This window comes from Carboxylicivirga sp., from assembly GCF_982718395.1.
Genome location: NZ_CEXQWX010000126.1, coordinates 1 through 17,877, shown reverse-complemented (window position 1 = coordinate 17,877; position 17,877 = coordinate 1). Strand labels below are relative to the sequence as shown.

Below are 17,877 nucleotides of genomic sequence, written 5' to 3'. Positions count from 1 at the left end.
GATAAGTTTGACCAGACCTTGGTTATTGTTACGCATGATGAGAATTTTGCCAGCATTATTAAAATTGCCATTGAACACAATAAAACTGTACGCATCGGTGTTAATTGGGGGTCTCTCGACCAGGAATTACTCACCGATCTCATGGATAAAAACGGTGCAGATGGTTTTGTGTTGTTTAACCGTTTGTTCCAACCTGATATTGATGTTGAAAATGAACAACTACGCATTCCTTATAATCTAAGTAATAAAGGTGATAATCGCCTGTCTTTGCGTTTTGCAGGGTTGTTAGCCGGCAATCTCAACGGTAGCATATGCAGCAATACCGGTATTGTTGATGGCGAAGATGTCATTACCATGTTACTGGCTGGAGCAGATGCGGTGCAGATTGTAAGCACCGTTTATAAAAACGGAGTTATCCAGATTAGCAAGATGCTTGAGGAACTGAAAGCATGGATGAAGGCGAAAGGTTATGAGAGTATTACTGACTTTAAAGGTAAACTTTCAAAGAAAAATGTGGATGATCCACATGCTTATCGTCGGGCACAGTATGTTGATTATCTGATGAAAGCTAAAGAATATCTGAAGAAATATCCGGTCAGTTAAGCAATAATTCTTTAAAGAACTTACAAAATATGTCGTTTTGTTATCGGCATATTTTGTAAAATAAATATTCTCTAACGAACAATGTTATGGATTTCAGGATTACTACGAAAATTGTTTAGAATCCATTACAAGAATGTTCAGGAATTCGAAATGTAAAGTAAAATAAAGGTATTACTAATAAGTGTTATCAGAAAGTATTACATGTGACTGTAGAACACTGTGTTTAAATAAGCTAAGAATGTATAAATAAAAGAAATGTATACGGAAAAAAGTAATAAGGCGGATGTATGTATAGTTGGAGCAGGTTTGGTAGGAAGCTTGTTAGCTATTCTCCTTGCAGAGAGAGGTTTTTCAGTAGATCTTATTGAAAAAAGAAGCGATATGAGAATCGCTGATATTCCCGGAGGAAGAACCATTGCGATGTCAATTTCAAATAGAGGTTGGAAAGGATTACAAAAAGTTGGTCTTGATCAGGAAATTTTAAAAAACACAGTTGCTAAAAGTGCGAGAAAAGTCCATATGAGTAATGGCTCAACACAGAGGCAGGAATATGGACGAAACGGGCAATCCATTTACACAATTGACAGGAAATATTTAAACTCGAAATTGTTATCAAGAGCTGAACAAACAGGATTGGTAAACATCATTTTTGATACGGCATGTACCAAAGTTGATTATGATACTTGCGAAGTTGAGCTGTTAAATGCCCAGAATGGTTTAAGAACAACAAACAAATATCAAAAAATAATTGGTGCTGATGGAGTATTCTCTGTTATTGCTCAAGGAATGTTTGAAAACCAGGTGAATGGATATAATAGGTTTTCACCTGAATATGGATATAAAGAATTAGTTATTCCGCCTGATGAGAATCAAGATTACAAATTGGACCCCGGTGTGGTTCATGTTTGGCCAAGAGGGTCATTTAATTTAGTTGCTTTGCCTAATATAAATAAGTCATTTACATGTACATTGTTTTTGAAGTTTGAAGGTAAAACATCTTTAAGTAAGCTTGATACTCATGAGAAGGTAATTGAATTTTTTCATGAATATTTTTCTGACGTTGCTAAACTTATACCGGATTTAAGTGACCAGTTTATTCGAAATCCAATATCAAAGATCTATTCGCTAAAATGTAGCCCCTGGCATTACAAAAAACAGGTGTTGTTAATAGGAGACGCATCTCATGCAATTGCACCTTTTTTTGCTATGGGAATGAACGTGGGTTTTGAAGATTGTACTGTTTTTGACAATTTACTGGAAGAGTATAATAATGATTTGGATACTGTATTTGAAAGGTTTTCAAATGTAAGAGTAAAGGATACGGATGCAATTGCAGATATGTCTTTGAAGAATTTTACTTCCTTAGGAATAAGCAACGATAAAAACTACCACAAAAAATGGTTAATTAACCGTAAACTATGGGAGAAATTAAATGATGACTGGGTGCCATTATATCCAATGATTGCTTTTTCCAGTATTCCTTTTTCTGAAATTGCGATACGAAGTCAGCGGCAAAATGATTTATTAAGTGCGGTGTTCGAAAATGAAAATGTAGATGAAGTTAATGATCAATTGATTGATTATATCTGTGAAAAGTACCTGAAGAAATCAACCTTATAGACGACTTAAAAATCAGATGACCTTATAAAAAATAAGGCCTTTTAATAGTATTAATAAAGATGACTTGAGATAATTTGCATGATTATTTCAAGTCATTTTTGTTTTTTTAAGATGTTTGGGTTCACGAAACATTCCAAAAGGAATTACCTTTATATCCAAGATACCCGATTGGAAGATTAATCAAAGAGATTAAACCATAATTGAGGAATGTCTCAACTAAGTTTAAGAAATAAGTGACATGATTTGAGGTAGTGACTTTCCCAAATTTTTTGTTTATTTGTAAGGTTTTTGAAGTTTTGCTTAAAAACATCTTGAATTCATTGATAACTACTATTTTATAATAAATATTTAATAATCTAAGTATGAGCAATAAACGCGTTTATACCTTCGGTAACGGACAAGCTGAAGGTAAAGCTGATATGAGAAATTTGCTCGGAGGTAAAGGTGCCAACCTTGCTGAAATGAACCTTATCGGGGTTCCTGTTCCAGCTGGTTTTACAATTACAACCGAGGTGTGTACAGAGTACAATCAAAAAGGTAAAGAAGCTGTTGTTGAATTAATGAGAGCTGAAGTTGAAGCTGGTGTAGCAGCAACTGAAAAAGTAATGAATGCTAAGTTTGGTTCTACTGGTGAGGCTTTCCCATTGTTATTATCTGTTCGTTCAGGTGCTCGTGCTTCTATGCCAGGTATGATGAACACAGTTCTTAACCTTGGTATGAATGATGACGCAGTAAAAATTGTTGCTGAAAAATCAGGTAACGAGAAATTTGCTTACGATTCATATCGTCGTTTCATCCACATGTATGGTGACGTAGTAATGGGAGTTGAGGCTGAAGAAGGTCAGCACAACCCATTCGAAGTTGTTTTGGATGAATTAAAAGAAGCAAAAGGATATAAATTAGATACTGAATTAACAGTTGAAGACCTTAAAGCTTTGGTTGAAAGTTACAAAGCTGTTGTTCGTGAGCATGCAGGTGTTGATTTCCCGACTAACCCTTGGGATCAGCTTTGGGGTGCTGTTTGCGCAGTATTTGATTCATGGAATACTGAGCGTGCTATTCTTTACCGTCGTATGGAGCAGATTCCTGACGAGTGGGGTACAGCTGTAAACGTTCAGGCAATGGTATACGGTAACATGGGTGAAACATCTGCTACAGGTGTATGTTTCTCTCGTGATGCAGCAACTGGTGAAGACCTATTCAACGGTGAGTACTTAATCAATGCTCAGGGTGAAGATGTGGTAGCTGGTGTACGTACACCTCTTGAAATTACAAAAATTGGTTCTCAGCGTTGGGCAGAGCGCAACGGTACTTCTGAAGAAGCCCGTAAGGCTAACTTCCTTTCTATGGAAGAAGCAATGCCTGAGTTATACGCTGAGTTAAACGAAGTACAGCAGAAGTTAGAGGTTCACTATAGTGATATGCAGGATATGGAGTTTACTGTACAGGATGGTAAGCTTTGGATGTTGCAAACTCGTAATGGTAAGCGTACTGGTGCAGCTATGGTAAAAATGGCTGTAGATATGTTGGAAGAAGGACGTATCGACGAAAAAACTGCTATCCTACGTCAGGAGCCAAATAAATTAGATGAATTATTACACCCTGTATTTGATCAGGCTGCTTTAGATTCAGCTAAAGAATTGTCTAAAGGTTTGCCAGCTTCTCCGGGTGCTGCTACTGGTCAGATCGTATTCTCAGCTGAAGCTGCTGAACAGTGGGCTGCTGATGGCAAAAAAGTAATTTTGGTTCGTCGCGAGACTTCTCCGGAAGACTTGAAAGGTATGTACGCTGCTGAAGGTATCTTAACTGAGCGTGGTGGTATGACTTCTCACGCAGCTGTAGTAGCTCGTGGTATGGGCAAGTGTTGTATCTCATCTGCAGCTGGTTTATTGGTATCTGGTTCTTCAATGGCCATCAATGGTGTTGAATACAAAGAAGGTGACTTCATCTCATTGAACGGTACTACTGGTATTGTATACGAAGGTAAAGTAGCAACTATTACGCCTTCATTGGACGGTGACTTCGGTAAGATCATGGATTTAGCTGAAAAGAACACACGCATGTACGTTCGTACCAACGCCGATACGCCTGCTGATGCACAGACTGCTCGTGAGTTTGGTGCTAAAGGTATTGGTCTTTGTCGTACAGAGCACATGTTCTTCGAAGGTGACCGTATCTGGAAGATGCGTGAAATGATCCTTGCTGAGGACGTAGAAGGTCGTAAAGAAGCATTGAAGAAATTATTACCTATCCAGCGCGAAGATTTCCACGGAATCTTGAAAGCGATGGACGGATTTGGTGTAACTATTCGCTTACTCGATCCACCATTGCACGAGTTTACTCCAAACGATGCAGCTTCACAGAAAGAAATGGCTGAGAAGTTAGGTGTTGATGTGAAGGTTGTAGCTGAAAAAGTTGAGTCTTTACACGAATTCAACCCAATGTTAGGTCACCGTGGTTGTCGTTTAGGTAACACTTATCCTGAGATTACTGAGATGCAGGCACGCGCTATCATCGAAGCAGCTTGTGACTTGAAATTGGAAGGATTGAATCCTAAGCCTGAAATCATGGTTCCATTGATCGGTACTGTTAAGGAGTTGAAGATGCAGGAAGAAATCATTCGTGCTACAGCTGCTAAAGTATTCGAAGAAAAAGGAACTGAAGTTGACTACTTAGTAGGTACAATGATTGAGATTCCTCGCGCTGCATTAACTGCTGATGAGGTAGCTGAAGTAGCAGAATTCTTCTCATTCGGTACAAACGACTTAACGCAGATGACTTTCGGATACTCACGTGATGATGCAGGTAAATTCTTACCTATCTACATCGAGAAAGGTATCTTGAAGCAAGATCCATTCCAGGCACTTGACCAGACTGGTGTTGGACAGTTAGTGGAAACAGGATGTCAAAAAGGTCGTGCAACACGCTCTGATCTTAAGTTAGGTATCTGTGGTGAGCATGGTGGAGAGCCATCATCAGTTGAGTTCTGTCACAGAACAGGTTTGGATTACGTTTCATGTTCTCCTTTCCGTGTGCCGATTGCTCGCTTAGCTGCAGCTCAGGCAAACCTTCGTTAATCGAAAATAACGAATTGATATATAAAGAGCCGTTCCTTTGGGGCGGCTTTTTTATAAGAGATTATTGCCTGAAAGGCAAATACGTAACAGGATAGGTCGCAGGCCTATCGACAATAACAATATTGTTGTAGCACTGCAAGTGCGATACATACTTTAGTACGAATATTTCTTGTACCAACCTTGAATCAGGTATCTGTGGTGAGCGATGTGTCTATGTTGGGTGAGCCATCATCAGTTGAGTTCTGTCACCGCACAGGTCTGGATTACGTTTCATGTTCTCCATTCCGTGTGCCTATTGCTCGCTTAGCTGCTGCTCAGGCAAACCTTCGTTAATCGAAAATAACGAATTGATATATAAAGAGCCGTTCCTTTGGGAGCGGCTCTTTTTCTTTTAAGGCTAAAAACCAACAAAGATTTTAAGAACAAACAGCTAACAAATAGTATTTAATCGACTTAAGACATCCGGTTTGTAACTTCGACTTATAGGAAGATATTTCTCATTTATTTCCACCTCTTCATTAGTGTATGAAGTAATTTTATTGATGGCTACAATAATTGATCGATGAATACGAAGGAAATCATTTTGAGGCAGTTTGGCTTCAATATTTGTAATAGTTTCCCTGGTTATAACCTGTTTATTGGAAAGGTGAATTTTAATGTAATCGCTCAGGCTTTCAATGTATAGAATGTCAGGAAAATCGATTTTTATCATCTTGCGATCAGCACGAACAAAAATAAAATCATTGTTTTCCGTTTCAATTTTTTGAGGTGTAGGTTTGATGAAAGGTGCTGTCTCATCCTTATATTTTTGGAGTGCTTGTAGCAAACGATCAAAAGCAATTGGTTTCAGCAGATAATCAACTGCTTTCAGGTCGAACCCTTCGACGGCATATTCTCTGTAAGCGGTGGTAAAGATTATTTTAATATCTCGATTGATAGTTTTTGCAAAATCAAGGCCTGATATTTCCGGCATGTTGATATCCAGAAAAACTATATCTATGATATGCGAACTAAGCCAATGAAAAGCTTCCAGGGCATTTTTGCACATGCCCAACAAGTGAATGTTATCAATTTTTGCCAGATGCTCTGCTAATACTTCACGAGCAACCGGTTCATCATCAACAACGATGCAAGAGATCTTATCAGTCATTGGCTACAAGGTTTAAATTCAGCAACTTTAAGGTTATATGGTAACGATTCTGTTTCACTGTATTTGTAAGCATATAAGCATCTTTGTAATGAATGTCGAGGCGTTTTCGTATATTTTCAAGTCCGATACCAGTTTTGGTATGGTTTGCTTCATCCATTTTAAAAGAGTTATCAATCGAAAATATAAGCTGATTGTCGTTTATCTTAATCTTCACATTAATGGTAAGATATCCATCAATAATATTGCCGTGCTTAAATGCATTTTCAATAAATGGTATTAATAACATTGGTGCAATATTTATTGTCTTGTCGATGACATTAATTTGCATGTCAACTCGTAAACTATCTTTAAAACGAATTTTTTCCAATTCAATATATTCCTGTATGTGCAGAACTTCCTCTCGCAGACTTACCTGCGGTTGATTGATTTGGTATAGAATATAGTCGAGCAGGTTTGATAGCTTTAAAATAATCTCAGGCGTATGCTTAGATTGCTTTAGTGCAAAACCATAAATAGTATTGAGTGTATTAAAGAGAAAATGAGGATGAATTTGACGTTTAAGGTAGTTGAGCTCCTGCTCCTTTAACTGGAGTTGAGTTGCTAATATTTTATTCTCAAGTTCACGGTTTTTCGAATCAGTTCTGAAATTGTGATTAAGTACACTTATAAAACTGATAACACCAACAACAATATAAACAAGGATTAGAATGAATAAGAAGTTCTTGCTCATAGGTGGCATAATGGCCACATTAAATTTTAATAGAAAAATTAAGCAGGCATATAATGCCAATACAATTAAATAGGATGAAGTAACCAAAGTATAGAAACTATATATCGCAAATCGCCAGTACTGACGAGTAAGGAGATAACGCGGTATTAGATGTCGTTCAACAAAATACGTAACGCTCATCGTTAATGGAAGTAAACAGCTTGAGAACCAAGTGATATAAACAGAGTCATTTGAATTATAGCTGAAAAAATAATAAAAAAAGAACCATACTCCTGTCCAAAAGAGTAAATGGAGTCCTAATGTTTTTATCCTTTTGACAATTGACTGCGTCATTATCACAATATTACAGTTTTTTGCATGATAATATTAAAAAAATCGACGGATAACTGATTTACCATGCTTTTTTGCAGATAACTGATATTATTTCCAACTTACCGATGTTTTTCATCCGAATTCAATGATCATTTGTTCGTTGGTCGCAAATGAAAAGATGCCATGCTTAATGGGTTTACATTTGGTTCAGTATTAATCAAAACACGTTTGTTATGAGCGCTTTATTTGACAAGTTTAATGATGGTGGACCATTCTTTTCATATCCACTTATGATCCTGATGATTGTTGTAATTGTATTAATTGTTAAAGGATTTATCGACCAAAACAGCAATGGGAAAACAATCGCTTTAATTGCTTCCTTAAGTTGGTTTGCAGTTGCCTGGGGATTCCTGGGGCATACGGCCGGATTAATTATGGCTTTTGATAACGTGCAGGCTCAGGGAGAACTAACACCCAAACTCCTGGCCGAAGGGCTAAAAATGGCGATTTTGAATCCATTGTTCGCCGTGATTGTTTTTCTTATCGCTCGTTCCGGCATCCTGGCACTATTTTGGATGAAAAAGAAAGAAGCTTTTGATGATAAAGGGAATCTTAAGTGACATAATTTAGTATTGCAAAGAAAAAAGCGCGTCATATATAAGTCGCGCTTTAGTACTATCAATTAGCCATTCTCAATATCCCTTAACATCTTTTTTGCATCATCTCTCAATGACTTGTATTTTGTTTTCCAGTAAATTAATCCGCCTGTAACACCAACTAAAATGGCGCCACCAAAAAATGCATGTACAAAAATCGGGCTTGTAAAATTCGATGCAGAGAGGATAAAACCAATATACGCCAATACAACTCCGGGAATAACCAATAGTGTGCGTTTTGTAAAAGGGCTGTAGCGATTAACAGCTTGTTTTAGCATCAATAAAGTAGGAAGAGCATAATTCACTCCTTGATATTCCTTTTGATATTTCCTCAACAATAATCCAAAAGATAACATGGCCAGAAAAAAACAGGCATTACCAATCATATCTTCTTTGGTTCCATCGTCAAAATAATGTCTGACCATCATTACAAGGTAAAGAGGAGCCAATACCCAATACAGCCATTGTAGTCTCCTGCAAAGATTGGCATAATTTGAATCTTCCTTTTGCATTTTAGAAATAAGAGTATGCATATTTATATCTTCAGATTGATGTTCATTATTTTTCATAGCTGTATTTGTTTAAACGGGTTTTTAATTGAGCTTTAATGCGATGTATTTTCACCTTTACATTGGATTCAGAGATACCAATAACATCTGAAATCTCTTTCATCGAAAGTCCTTCAAGCATTAATGAAACCAGAGCTTTATCGATAACAGACAAGGTGTTTAGTTCAATTTTGAGGAGAATAAGCTGTTCTTCCTCTATTTGCTTTTGTTCAAGTTCATTGTCATTGATAACGAGGTGCAAATTTTCGGTATCAGCGTCTACCATCAATTTCATTTCCCGGAACGCTTTACCTGTATAACTCAATGCTGTGTTAACAGCTACCCGATATACCCAGGTATTAATAGATGCCTCTCCCCGGTAATGATCCAGGCATTTCCAAATGTTAATCAGAATTTCCTGATACATATCTTTTTGATCTGCAATGTTAGCATTGTAATAGCGGCATATGCGAAGTATTCGCTCCTTGTTTTCCACTACAATCTTGTTAAATCGTTCTTCTTTTTTCAACGTAGTTTCCAATTTAGTTCTATTAATTAGTACCTGTCTTGGTTGAATAGTTACAAAATAAACACACTTTTTTTTCTGAAATCAGATTTCGTCTTGTTACTGACAAAATTGGATTTCTATATCTTTGCCAAAAAAAGAAACAAGTGGGACGTATTTTAGCAATCGATTACGGACGAAAAAAGAGTGGAATAGCGGTTACCGATCCGATGAAAATTATAGCCAACGGATTAACAACCGTGCCATCGCATGAGCTTTATGACTTTTTGGTGAAATATATGAAAGAAGAGGAAGTAGAGCGCATTGTTATGGGATATCCGACGCAAACAAGCGGTGAAGTTTCTGAATCGATGAAATACATCGAACCATTTGTTAATCGTGTCAAAAAGAACTTTCCTGAATTACCTATAGAATGGGTGGATGAACGATTTACTTCAAAAATAGCATTTCAAGCTATGATTGATGGAGGTTTAAAAAAGAAAGCCCGTCAAAATAAAGCACTGATTGATAAAGTGAGTGCAACAATTATTCTTCAAACGTACCTTGAGCAAAACTCTATATGATTCTCCCAATTGCAGTTTATGGTCATCCGGTCCTAAGGCAAATAGCTCAGCCGATAACAAAAGATTACCCATCATTGGAACAGCTTATAAAAGATATGTGGGCTACCATGTATCGTACCGATGGTATTGGATTGGCAGCTCCACAGGTTGGACTATCTATCCGCCTGATTGTTATTGATCTCGACGTATTTAAAGATGAGTATCCCGAGCTGAAAGGATTTAAAAGGGTGTTTATCAATCCCCAAATAGAACTTCTGCCATCAAAGTCAGTCTCTTTTTCTGAGGGTTGTTTAAGCATACCGGGTATTCACAAAAAAGTGCGTCGACAGGATAAAATAAGAGTGCATTATCAAGATGAGGAATTTAACCCACATACTATCGATTTTGAAGGGTTTGCTTCAAGAGTAATCCAGCACGAATACGATCATTTGGAGGGTAAGCTATTTGTTGATTATTTAAATTTGTTGGATCGTTTATTAATTCAATATAAATTAAGATCTATTACTAACGGTAAAACGCAAGCTAGCTACAAAGTGATGTAGTTAAATAGGTAATTCATTATTGAAATCCTATAATTTTGGCCTTTTGTAATAGAAAACGAACCGTTAATAAAAAAAAATAGGTTCGCAGCAGGTAAATGCTAATTTTAAGAGTTTAAAATTTAACCAAATGTCTCGAACTTTAAATTGGCTATGCCTGCTCATCAGCATGTGCTTTGTTGCTTGTGTTCCACAAAAGAAAATAGTTTACCTGCAGGATGAAGCTCAAATAGCACATCTTCAGGAATTTAATAATGTAAAGTCGAAAGATACGATTAAGGCTTTCGACCAATTATATATTCAGGTAGGAAGTTTTGATGATGGCAGCATTAATTTTATGAGTAACGATGCCAATCGTTATGGGGGAGGACGCTCCGAAGCTGATTTAGCAATGGTTTCTTATTCCGTAGATGTTGATGGTAACATTGATCTACCAATAATTGGTAAATTTAGTGTTATAGGTTTAAAGGCTGATGAGGCTGCTGAGAAGATCAGGCAGGAATTGGAACTTTATCTTAATGCGCCTTCAGTGAAAGTTTCATTTGTCAATAAGAGTATCACTGTATTAGGTAGTGTCGATCGTCCCGGGCGTTATTTCTATGCAAGCGAGTATATTAATATTTTACAGGCTTTAGGTATGGCCGGCGATGTTACCGAGTATGGTAATCGAGAATATGCCGTTTTAGTTCGCGAAACCAATAATGTTGTTACTAAACAGCGAATTGATCTTACCTCAGTTAGTTTACTTGGATCAAATAGTTTTTATTTGCAACCCAACGATATTGTTTATATTGAACCACTTAAAAGACGTCATTGGGGATTTCAAACTTTCCCTTGGGCACTGATCTTATCTAGTATTACTACATTTATATTGATTGCTGATTACATAAAGGATTAAATATGGCACCAATTGATAACGGGAATGACCAATATTTAGATGTGAGGAAGTTAATCGCAGTATTAAAAAAGAACTGGTTTCTTTACATACTGTCAATAGTGTTTTTTATTGGGGTAACATTTGTATTGAGTAAGCTGATACCACCGGTTTATGAAGTTAAGTCGAGCATTTACATAAAAGAGAATACAGCCTTTGAAAGCAAAAAAGCCGTTGAATTTTTACAGAGCTTTCAATTGTTTGATCAAAAGCGGACTTTTCAAAATGAAATGTTGATTTTAAGGTCAACACCATTGTTACAAGAAACGGTAGAACAACTTAATTTGGAAATTGAATATTACCAGGAAGATGGCTTTGTAAAGAAAGAATTGTTTGGAAGGGAACCGTTTAATGTTGTGTACGATTCAAGTCATATTCAAGCCATTGATGTAGATTTTGAACTGGAATTTTTCAACGATGGAAAATTTCATATAAATGCTTTTAAGAAGGATGTTAAGTTGGTTGATTATAGCTCTGGTGATGTGACTCAGACCAATGCCAACCTGGAACTCGATGGAACTTTTTTTCAGTCGGATGTAGTTCAGAATCAATATGGCAGATTTCGGGTTTATTTAAATCCGCAGGTTGATTTGGATGATGTGGTTGGTAAATCGTTTACTTTCAAATTTAGAGATAAAAATACGATCGTCAAACAAGTTGCAGAACAGTTAAAAGTTCACCCGGAAAATGCGGAGGTCAGCATTGTTAAATTAACAATGAAAGATAACTCACCTCAGAAGGCACTTGCATTTATCAGAACCCTTACCAACCTATACCTTAAGAAGAATCTGGATAGAAAAAATCATTTCGCACAAAATACCATTGAATATATTAATTATCAGCTCGATGAAATTTCAGACTCTTTAAGTTATGCCGAAAACCAGTTGGAGTCATTTCGTGCAGGTAACCAGGTAATTAATATTACCAGTAAAGCGGGGCGAATATATGAACGCTTACAGCAATTGGAAATTGAAAAGGCGACACTGGATCGTCAATTAAAGTATTATCAATACCTGGATGAATTTTTTGAAGAGAACGATGATCTGGCTGATTTGGTTGTTCCATCATCAATGGGAATAACAGATCAAACACTGAATGAACTGATGCGTGACTTGATTGCTTTGGTTAATCAGCGTAATGAATTATTGGGAAAAAGGCAGCAAAAAAGTCCGTATTTGCGAAATCTGGAAGTGCAGATTGAAAGCTTAAAGCGCCCCATCATCGAGAATATTAACTTCTCAATAAGTACGCTTGAGAAAACCTTGGCAGATTTGGGAGTTCAAATCGGCAAAATGAAACGTAATGTTGAAGATTTGCCGAAAACAGAAAGGCAACTGATAGGTTTTGAGCGAAAATTCAAGTTGAATGATGCCATTTATACTTTCTTACTACAACGACGTGCTGAAGCTCAGATTGCCAAAGCTTCCAATTTACCGGAGCATGAAATTGTAGAGCCAGCGCAGGTGGTTCGGCGAGTATTCCCGAATACCAAAATAAATTATGGTGTCGCATTTATATTGTCATTAATTATTCCTTCATTTCTTATTCTGCTGGTTCGTTTTTTCGACGACCGTGTGAAAGGAGAAGATTCACTGGATGGCTTTAAAAATCTTGCGTTTCTTGGTGCCATCATAAAAAATAAGGCTAACCAGGATGATGTTGTTATCAGCGAACCAACTTCGGCCATTACTGAGACATTTAGGACGATACGTACTAATCTGTTTTATTACCTGAAAGGAGAAGAGCATAAGTCAATATTGGTAACTTCAAGTATAGCTGGAGAAGGTAAAAGTTTCGTGTCTCTTAACCTCGCCTTATCATTGGCTCAGCTGGATAAGAAAGTTGTTTTAGTGGGGTTTGATTTGCGTAAAAACAATCAATTCAAAGATATAATAACCAAACCGGAACAAGGGCTAACAGCCTTGTATGTTAATAATATTGGTATTGATGATTTACCTCAATCGACACAATATCCAAACATGGATATAATTGCTCCGGGTATTGTTCCTCCGAATCCAGCCGAATTAATTGGTAATGATATTACAAATGAGCTTTTTACCCGCCTGCGACAGAAATATGACTACATTGTTATTGACTCGTCTCCGGTTGGTGTAGTGAGCGATGCTTTATTATTGGCCGAACACTCCGACGTCAATGTGTTTGTTGTACGCGAAAATTACAGTCGACTGCCGATAGTGTCGTCAATTATGGATGAATTAAAAGGTAAAGAAATCGAAAAAGTAGGGTTGGTATTAAATGCCAGTCGTTTGGAAGGTAAGAAGTATCGTTACGAATACTACGATAAATATAATGCACTGACAAAATAGTTTTGTATGCCTGGTATTCGATCTAAATCAATTTGCTTTGTTATTCCTAATTATGTGACATTTACAACTGGTGGAGCTGAACTTCAGGTCTATTACTTAACAAAGGAGTTTTTAAAGCGGGGATGGCAAGTCGAACTGCTATATGGGAGAAAAAAAGAACAGAAAATAAAAAAGACAAGCCCTTATTTTGATGAACGTATTACTTATTTAACCTACCGTAAATATAAATTTCGGGCATTTGAGTTTTTAAGCGCTTTATGGAATCTGTTTAACACTAAGTCTGGTTACTATTATCAACGAACCGATTTTGCATTAACCGGCGCATGTGCATTACATTGTAAGTTTTATAATAGGCATATGACCTATGCTTTGGCGCAGGATCAGGATGCTCAAAGAAAAAAGTATATAAGCGAGTTACGCACATTTTCATATAGATCGAGACTAAAACGTTTGATTCGAAAAGTTGACTTTTCATTGGTTGATAAACTGATCGAATTTGGGAAACAATCAGCAAATCTGGTTGTGTGTCAGAATTATGAACAGCAACAACTTTTGAGGCAAAACTTTAACATATCAAGTATAATCATACCAAGCATTGCCTTGCAACCGCAAAACAATCAAAAAAAGGAGAACATTGTTCTTTGGGTTGGAAATATGCATCCTGTAAAGCAACCACAATTGTTCTTGGAGCTGGCAGATCGCTTTAGCAACCATCAAGAGTGGCGCTTTGTAATGATCGGCAGAATTGATAATGATATTCAAGGTTTGGAATCAACAAGAGTAGAAGTTCTTGGTGAATGTAGCTATGAAGAAACAGCGAATTGGTTTGCCAGAGCAAAAGTCTTTATTAATACCAGTGAAAAGGAAGGCATGCCAAATACCTTTTTACAATCATGGTACAATAAAGTATTGGTTTTGAGTCTTAACCTAAATCCTGACGGAGTGTTTGCAGATAATAGAAACGGATTTGTGTTCGATGGTAATTTGCAGAAATTAAGTGAGCATTTATCATCTATTATCAATACGGCGAAAATTGATGAAGAGGTATTAGATAGATCATATGACTATGTGAAGAGTAAACACGATCCGGATGAAGTGGTTGGTAACTTGTTAAAGCAAATGTTATGAAGGTACTGCATATAACAGGGAAGGATTATTTTGGTGCTGGACGCGCTGCGTATCGTTTGAATAAAGCTTTACAAGGCATAGGCGTTGATTCGATAATGTGGGTTGGTGATAAAAAATCGAGTGATGATTCTGTTATCCAAATTCAAAAAGGTTTTGTAAATAAATGGCTTAAAAAGCTGTATGTCAAGATCGAGAAAAAGCAGTTAAAAGTTAAGGAGCCATACGTTATGTTCTCCAATGGACAATGGGGAATAAAATTGTCCAGATTGGTGAAAGAATCAGGTGCAGATATTATTCATCTTCATTGGGTAAACAGAGGATTTATAGACTTCGCTGACCTGAAAAATATTGAAATACCAATTGTTGTCACAATGCATGATATGTGGCATTTCACTGGTGGATGTCATTATACAAGAGAATGTTTAAAATATATAGATACTTGTCATTCCTGTCCACAATTGATTGATTCAAATCGGGCAAATATATCTACCAATATTCAGAAGTATAAAAAAGATATTTACGAAAATATCTCTAATAGTACATTCATTGGTCCGAGTACATGGATGAAAGAGTGTGCCAAAAATAGCAAGTTGCTTCAAAATATGAAGGTGGTAAATATTCCCAATTGCATCGACCTGGAGCTGTTTAAAAATAACAATGAGCACATTGATGAACTGGACAAATGTGAAAAAAAGAAAATCCTAATAGCTGCAGTTGATGTTTTGTCTGATCTAAATAAGGGCTTTAGATATGTTTATGAGGCAATTAGAAGCTTACCTTCAGATGAATATGCTTTAGTAATTATCGGAAGTAATGGTTCAGAGCAATTCAACGATATTGATATGGAAGTATTTAATGCTGGATATATTGATAATGATAGGTTATTGATTAATTATCTGTCATCTGTAGATGTTGTGGTTGTGCCATCGAAGCAGGAGAATCTATCGAATATGATTGTCGAATCATTAGCGTGTGCAACGCCTGTAGTTTGTTTTCGTATTGGCGGAAATGATAACATGGTGGAACACAAGTTTAACGGTTATCTGGCTGAACCGTACGAATCAAATGACCTTGCTCGTGGTATTAGCTGGTGCACCGGGAATAAAGAACGTCTGTTGGAGCTGGGAATTAATGGGCGACAAAAAGTCGAAAAAACCTTTTCACCAGATAACGTAGCACAAGAACATTTGGAATTATATAAAGAAATGTTGGTAAAACAATGATTAACCTATCGCGCATAATAGATTATACTTTGGTTTATCTGCTGGTGGCATTCTCTGGTATACCATTCTTTTATCGTTCGCGTATAGAGGTGTTGATCGTTTGTTTGTTGATTCCGTTATCAGTTTTTGTTTATCGAAAACGAAAGATTGACAAAGCGATTATATATTATCTGCTGATAGCTTTAGCTGTTCAGCTAGGGCAAACACTAAAATTCTATGATTTACCACTAAAAACATTTATAGGCCTTCATATTAGAATTGCTTTCGCTTATTTGGTTATCAGGTCGGTTGGAGTGAAGCTGATAAATAATTACATACAAATACTGGTCATTTCAGTTATTATCAGCTTGTTCTTTTATTTGAGCTCTTATGTCTCTGCTTTCGAACAGGCCCTTATAAATATATCATCCTATTTCAAACACCCGTTTCTAAAAGAAGGATCTTACCGGATTCCTGACAATATTATTGTTTATACGATCAATACAATTGGAGAGGGTTTAGTTGCCATCAAACGGAATTCAGGCCCCTTTTGGGAACCTGCTGCTTTTGCCGGTTTTATAAGTATTGCTTTGTTATTTAATGTGATAAAAAATGGCACCTTATTTAATAAAACAAACAATTGGCTAATGATTGGTATGATTTCTACCTTCTCAACAACAGGACTTATTGTATTACTATTCATCATTATAGGCTTCTATCTTGTTCAGGGGAGTGCGTTCAAACGCCTTATAATGGTTCCGTTACTTATTCTTGCGGGTGCCTATTTATTTGTCAATGTAGGATTTCTTGGAGAAAAGGTGATCAGTAAGATGTCCTATACTAGTCAAACTTATAATACGCGTTTTAAGAGTGCAATGCTTGATTTTAATGACTTTTTCAGTAGTCCGTTTGTAGGAGTAGGGCGTTCGGATACAATGCGTTTTCAAGATAGCCAGGATGACAGGCAACGACATCGAAACAATGGTGTAACCGATTTTCTGGCAATATACGGTTTGCCAATATTTCTATTGTATTTTGCATTGTTATATCGTGGATTTCAAACATATTCAAATGTGTACGGTAGCAATAGGTTCTTTAGCTTGCTTGCATTAGGAACAGTGTTCTTAATTGGCTTCTCCGAAATATATTTTACCAAAGTGCTATTTATTGGATTGACAATGTTACCAATGCTTTATGGTCGATTAACAAGTGAGGAAAAGGAGGAGCTAATATGAATGTATTTATTGTAATAGCTGTTTTTAACCGTAAAGATCACACACTTAATTGTCTTCGACTATTGTCAGAACAAACCTACCAAGATTTTAAAGTTGTATTAGTCGATGATGGTTCAACAGACGGAACAAGTGATGAAGTGAAGCATTTATATCCCGAAACTTTGATTGTAAAAGGAAATGGTAACTGGTGGTGGAGTTATTCGATGAATCAGGGATTTAGAACAGCGCTGAATGAAAAAGCAGATGTCATAATAACTTTAAATGATGATACGACAATTGATACTAATTGGCTGGAGTCTTTGCTGAGCAGACATAAAAACAGTCCCGATGCAGTAATTGGCTGTTTGAATACCATTAAAAAAGAAGAGAAGTATGTCTTTTTCAGCGGTGTAAAAGATATTAAATGGTATGCTGCAAAAGAAGTAAAGTACCACCAGGCCTTTACCCGAATAAATCAATCGTTAACGGGTATACATTCAACGGTATGCTTAAATGGTAGGGGTACCTTAATTCCACGATTGGCTTTTGATAAAATAGGACTGTATGATGATAAACACTTTCCTCAATATGCAGCCGATTATGACTTTACTTTAAGGGCAGTGAAAAAAGGGATTGAGGTCAATATTGATTGGGAGAATGAAGTATCGTCGATAATTGAATCGACAGGAAAAGGCAGAACTTTCATAAAACAACCATTAGGTAGTTACCTTTCTTCATTTTTTAACCC

At 36.6% G+C, this 17,877-nt stretch carries 17 protein-coding genes; 13 read left to right on the top strand and 4 right to left on the bottom strand.

What is annotated here, in order from left to right:
• The 4 genes from AC4MRQ_RS18915 to AC4MRQ_RS18900 all read left to right on the top strand — a co-directional run.
• Positions 1-603 (top strand): beta/alpha barrel domain-containing protein (locus AC4MRQ_RS18915; protein ID WP_491199274.1); only part of this gene is annotated, 603 nt, incomplete at its 5' end.
• Positions 604-858: 255 nt separating this feature from the next.
• Positions 859-2,223, top strand: coding sequence for an FAD-dependent oxidoreductase (locus tag AC4MRQ_RS18910; RefSeq protein ID WP_491199273.1), 1,365 nt, complete (start codon positions 859-861; stop codon positions 2,221-2,223).
• A 362-nt stretch (positions 2,224-2,585) separates the two neighbouring features.
• Complete coding sequence (ppdK, locus tag AC4MRQ_RS18905; protein WP_491199272.1) at positions 2,586-5,300, top strand: pyruvate, phosphate dikinase; 2,715 nt, start codon at positions 2,586-2,588, stop codon at positions 5,298-5,300.
• A 180-nt stretch (positions 5,301-5,480) separates the two neighbouring features.
• Positions 5,481-5,633 (top strand): putative PEP-binding protein, encoded by a 153-nt coding sequence (locus AC4MRQ_RS18900; protein ID WP_491199271.1) that lies wholly within the window; start codon positions 5,481-5,483, stop codon positions 5,631-5,633.
• A gap of 97 nt (positions 5,634-5,730) precedes the next feature.
• On the opposite strand, the gene AC4MRQ_RS18895 is transcribed toward AC4MRQ_RS18900, so the two are convergent.
• Positions 5,731-6,450 (bottom strand): LytR/AlgR family response regulator transcription factor, encoded by a 720-nt coding sequence (locus AC4MRQ_RS18895; RefSeq protein WP_491199270.1) that lies wholly within the window; start codon positions 6,448-6,450, stop codon positions 5,731-5,733.
• Positions 6,443-7,360, bottom strand: coding sequence for a sensor histidine kinase (locus AC4MRQ_RS18890; protein ID WP_491199269.1), 918 nt, complete (start codon positions 7,358-7,360; stop codon positions 6,443-6,445). The genes AC4MRQ_RS18895 and AC4MRQ_RS18890 overlap by 8 nt, the downstream gene beginning before the upstream one ends.
• A gap of 365 nt (positions 7,361-7,725) precedes the next feature.
• On the opposite strand from AC4MRQ_RS18890, the gene AC4MRQ_RS18885 reads away from it, so the two are divergent.
• Positions 7,726-8,112, top strand: coding sequence for a hypothetical protein (locus tag AC4MRQ_RS18885; RefSeq protein ID WP_491199268.1), 387 nt, complete (start codon positions 7,726-7,728; stop codon positions 8,110-8,112).
• A 62-nt stretch (positions 8,113-8,174) separates the two neighbouring features.
• Here the strand turns inward: AC4MRQ_RS18885 and AC4MRQ_RS18880 are convergent, their stop codons facing one another.
• Together AC4MRQ_RS18880 and AC4MRQ_RS18875 are read right to left on the bottom strand one after the other, a co-directional pair.
• Positions 8,175-8,717, bottom strand: coding sequence for a hypothetical protein (locus AC4MRQ_RS18880; RefSeq protein WP_491199267.1), 543 nt, complete (start codon positions 8,715-8,717; stop codon positions 8,175-8,177).
• On the bottom strand, positions 8,707-9,225 hold the full coding sequence (locus tag AC4MRQ_RS18875) for an RNA polymerase sigma factor (RefSeq protein WP_491199266.1): 519 nt from the start codon (positions 9,223-9,225) through the stop codon (positions 8,707-8,709). The genes AC4MRQ_RS18880 and AC4MRQ_RS18875 overlap by 11 nt, the downstream gene beginning before the upstream one ends.
• Positions 9,226-9,368: 143 nt before the next feature.
• On the opposite strand from AC4MRQ_RS18875, the gene ruvX reads away from it, so the two are divergent.
• The 8 genes from ruvX to AC4MRQ_RS18835 all read left to right on the top strand — a co-directional run.
• Complete coding sequence (gene ruvX, locus AC4MRQ_RS18870) at positions 9,369-9,785, top strand: Holliday junction resolvase RuvX (RefSeq protein ID WP_491199265.1); 417 nt, start codon at positions 9,369-9,371, stop codon at positions 9,783-9,785.
• Positions 9,782-10,327, top strand: a complete 546-nt coding sequence (gene def, locus AC4MRQ_RS18865) for a peptide deformylase (RefSeq protein ID WP_491199264.1) — start codon at positions 9,782-9,784, stop codon at positions 10,325-10,327. Before ruvX ends, def begins: the two co-directional genes overlap by 4 nt.
• A gap of 127 nt (positions 10,328-10,454) precedes the next feature.
• Positions 10,455-11,222: a polysaccharide biosynthesis/export family protein gene (locus tag AC4MRQ_RS18860; RefSeq protein ID WP_491199263.1), complete on the top strand. Its 768-nt coding sequence runs from the start codon at positions 10,455-10,457 to the stop codon at positions 11,220-11,222.
• Positions 11,223-11,224: 2 nt separating this feature from the next.
• Positions 11,225-13,585 (top strand): GumC family protein, encoded by a 2,361-nt coding sequence (locus tag AC4MRQ_RS18855; protein ID WP_491199262.1) that lies wholly within the window; start codon positions 11,225-11,227, stop codon positions 13,583-13,585.
• 6 nt (positions 13,586-13,591) lie between these two features.
• Complete coding sequence (locus AC4MRQ_RS18850; protein WP_491199261.1) at positions 13,592-14,713, top strand: glycosyltransferase family 4 protein; 1,122 nt, start codon at positions 13,592-13,594, stop codon at positions 14,711-14,713.
• On the top strand, positions 14,710-15,936 hold the full coding sequence (locus AC4MRQ_RS18845) for a glycosyltransferase (RefSeq protein WP_491199260.1): 1,227 nt from the start codon (positions 14,710-14,712) through the stop codon (positions 15,934-15,936). The genes AC4MRQ_RS18850 and AC4MRQ_RS18845 overlap by 4 nt, the downstream gene beginning before the upstream one ends.
• Positions 15,933-17,150, top strand: coding sequence for a hypothetical protein (locus AC4MRQ_RS18840; RefSeq protein ID WP_491199259.1), 1,218 nt, complete (start codon positions 15,933-15,935; stop codon positions 17,148-17,150). The genes AC4MRQ_RS18845 and AC4MRQ_RS18840 overlap by 4 nt, the downstream gene beginning before the upstream one ends.
• Positions 17,147-17,877, top strand: a 731-nt coding sequence (locus tag AC4MRQ_RS18835) for a glycosyltransferase family 2 protein (protein ID WP_491199258.1), incomplete at its 3' end; no start/stop codon positions are given. The genes AC4MRQ_RS18840 and AC4MRQ_RS18835, both read left to right, overlap by 4 nt.

Coding starts and splice junctions, on each gene's coding strand:
- AC4MRQ_RS18910 (WP_491199273.1), top strand. CDS start 859: ATGTATACGGAAAAAAGTAATAAGGCGGATGTATGTATAGTTGGAGCA.
- ppdK (WP_491199272.1), top strand. CDS start 2,586: ATGAGCAATAAACGCGTTTATACCTTCGGTAACGGACAAGCTGAAGGT.
- AC4MRQ_RS18895 (WP_491199270.1), bottom strand. CDS start 6,450: ATGACTGATAAGATCTCTTGCATCGTTGTTGATGATGAACCGGTTGCT.
- AC4MRQ_RS18890 (WP_491199269.1), bottom strand. CDS start 7,360: ATGAGCGTTACGTATTTTGTTGAACGACATCTAATACCGCGTTATCTC.
- AC4MRQ_RS18885 (WP_491199268.1), top strand. CDS start 7,726: ATGAGCGCTTTATTTGACAAGTTTAATGATGGTGGACCATTCTTTTCA.
- AC4MRQ_RS18880 (WP_491199267.1), bottom strand. CDS start 8,717: ATGAAAAATAATGAACATCAATCTGAAGATATAAATATGCATACTCTT.
- def (WP_491199264.1), top strand. CDS start 9,782: ATGATTCTCCCAATTGCAGTTTATGGTCATCCGGTCCTAAGGCAAATA.
- AC4MRQ_RS18860 (WP_491199263.1), top strand. CDS start 10,455: ATGTCTCGAACTTTAAATTGGCTATGCCTGCTCATCAGCATGTGCTTT.
- AC4MRQ_RS18855 (WP_491199262.1), top strand. CDS start 11,225: ATGGCACCAATTGATAACGGGAATGACCAATATTTAGATGTGAGGAAG.
- AC4MRQ_RS18850 (WP_491199261.1), top strand. CDS start 13,592: ATGCCTGGTATTCGATCTAAATCAATTTGCTTTGTTATTCCTAATTAT.
- AC4MRQ_RS18845 (WP_491199260.1), top strand. CDS start 14,710: ATGAAGGTACTGCATATAACAGGGAAGGATTATTTTGGTGCTGGACGC.
- AC4MRQ_RS18840 (WP_491199259.1), top strand. CDS start 15,933: ATGATTAACCTATCGCGCATAATAGATTATACTTTGGTTTATCTGCTG.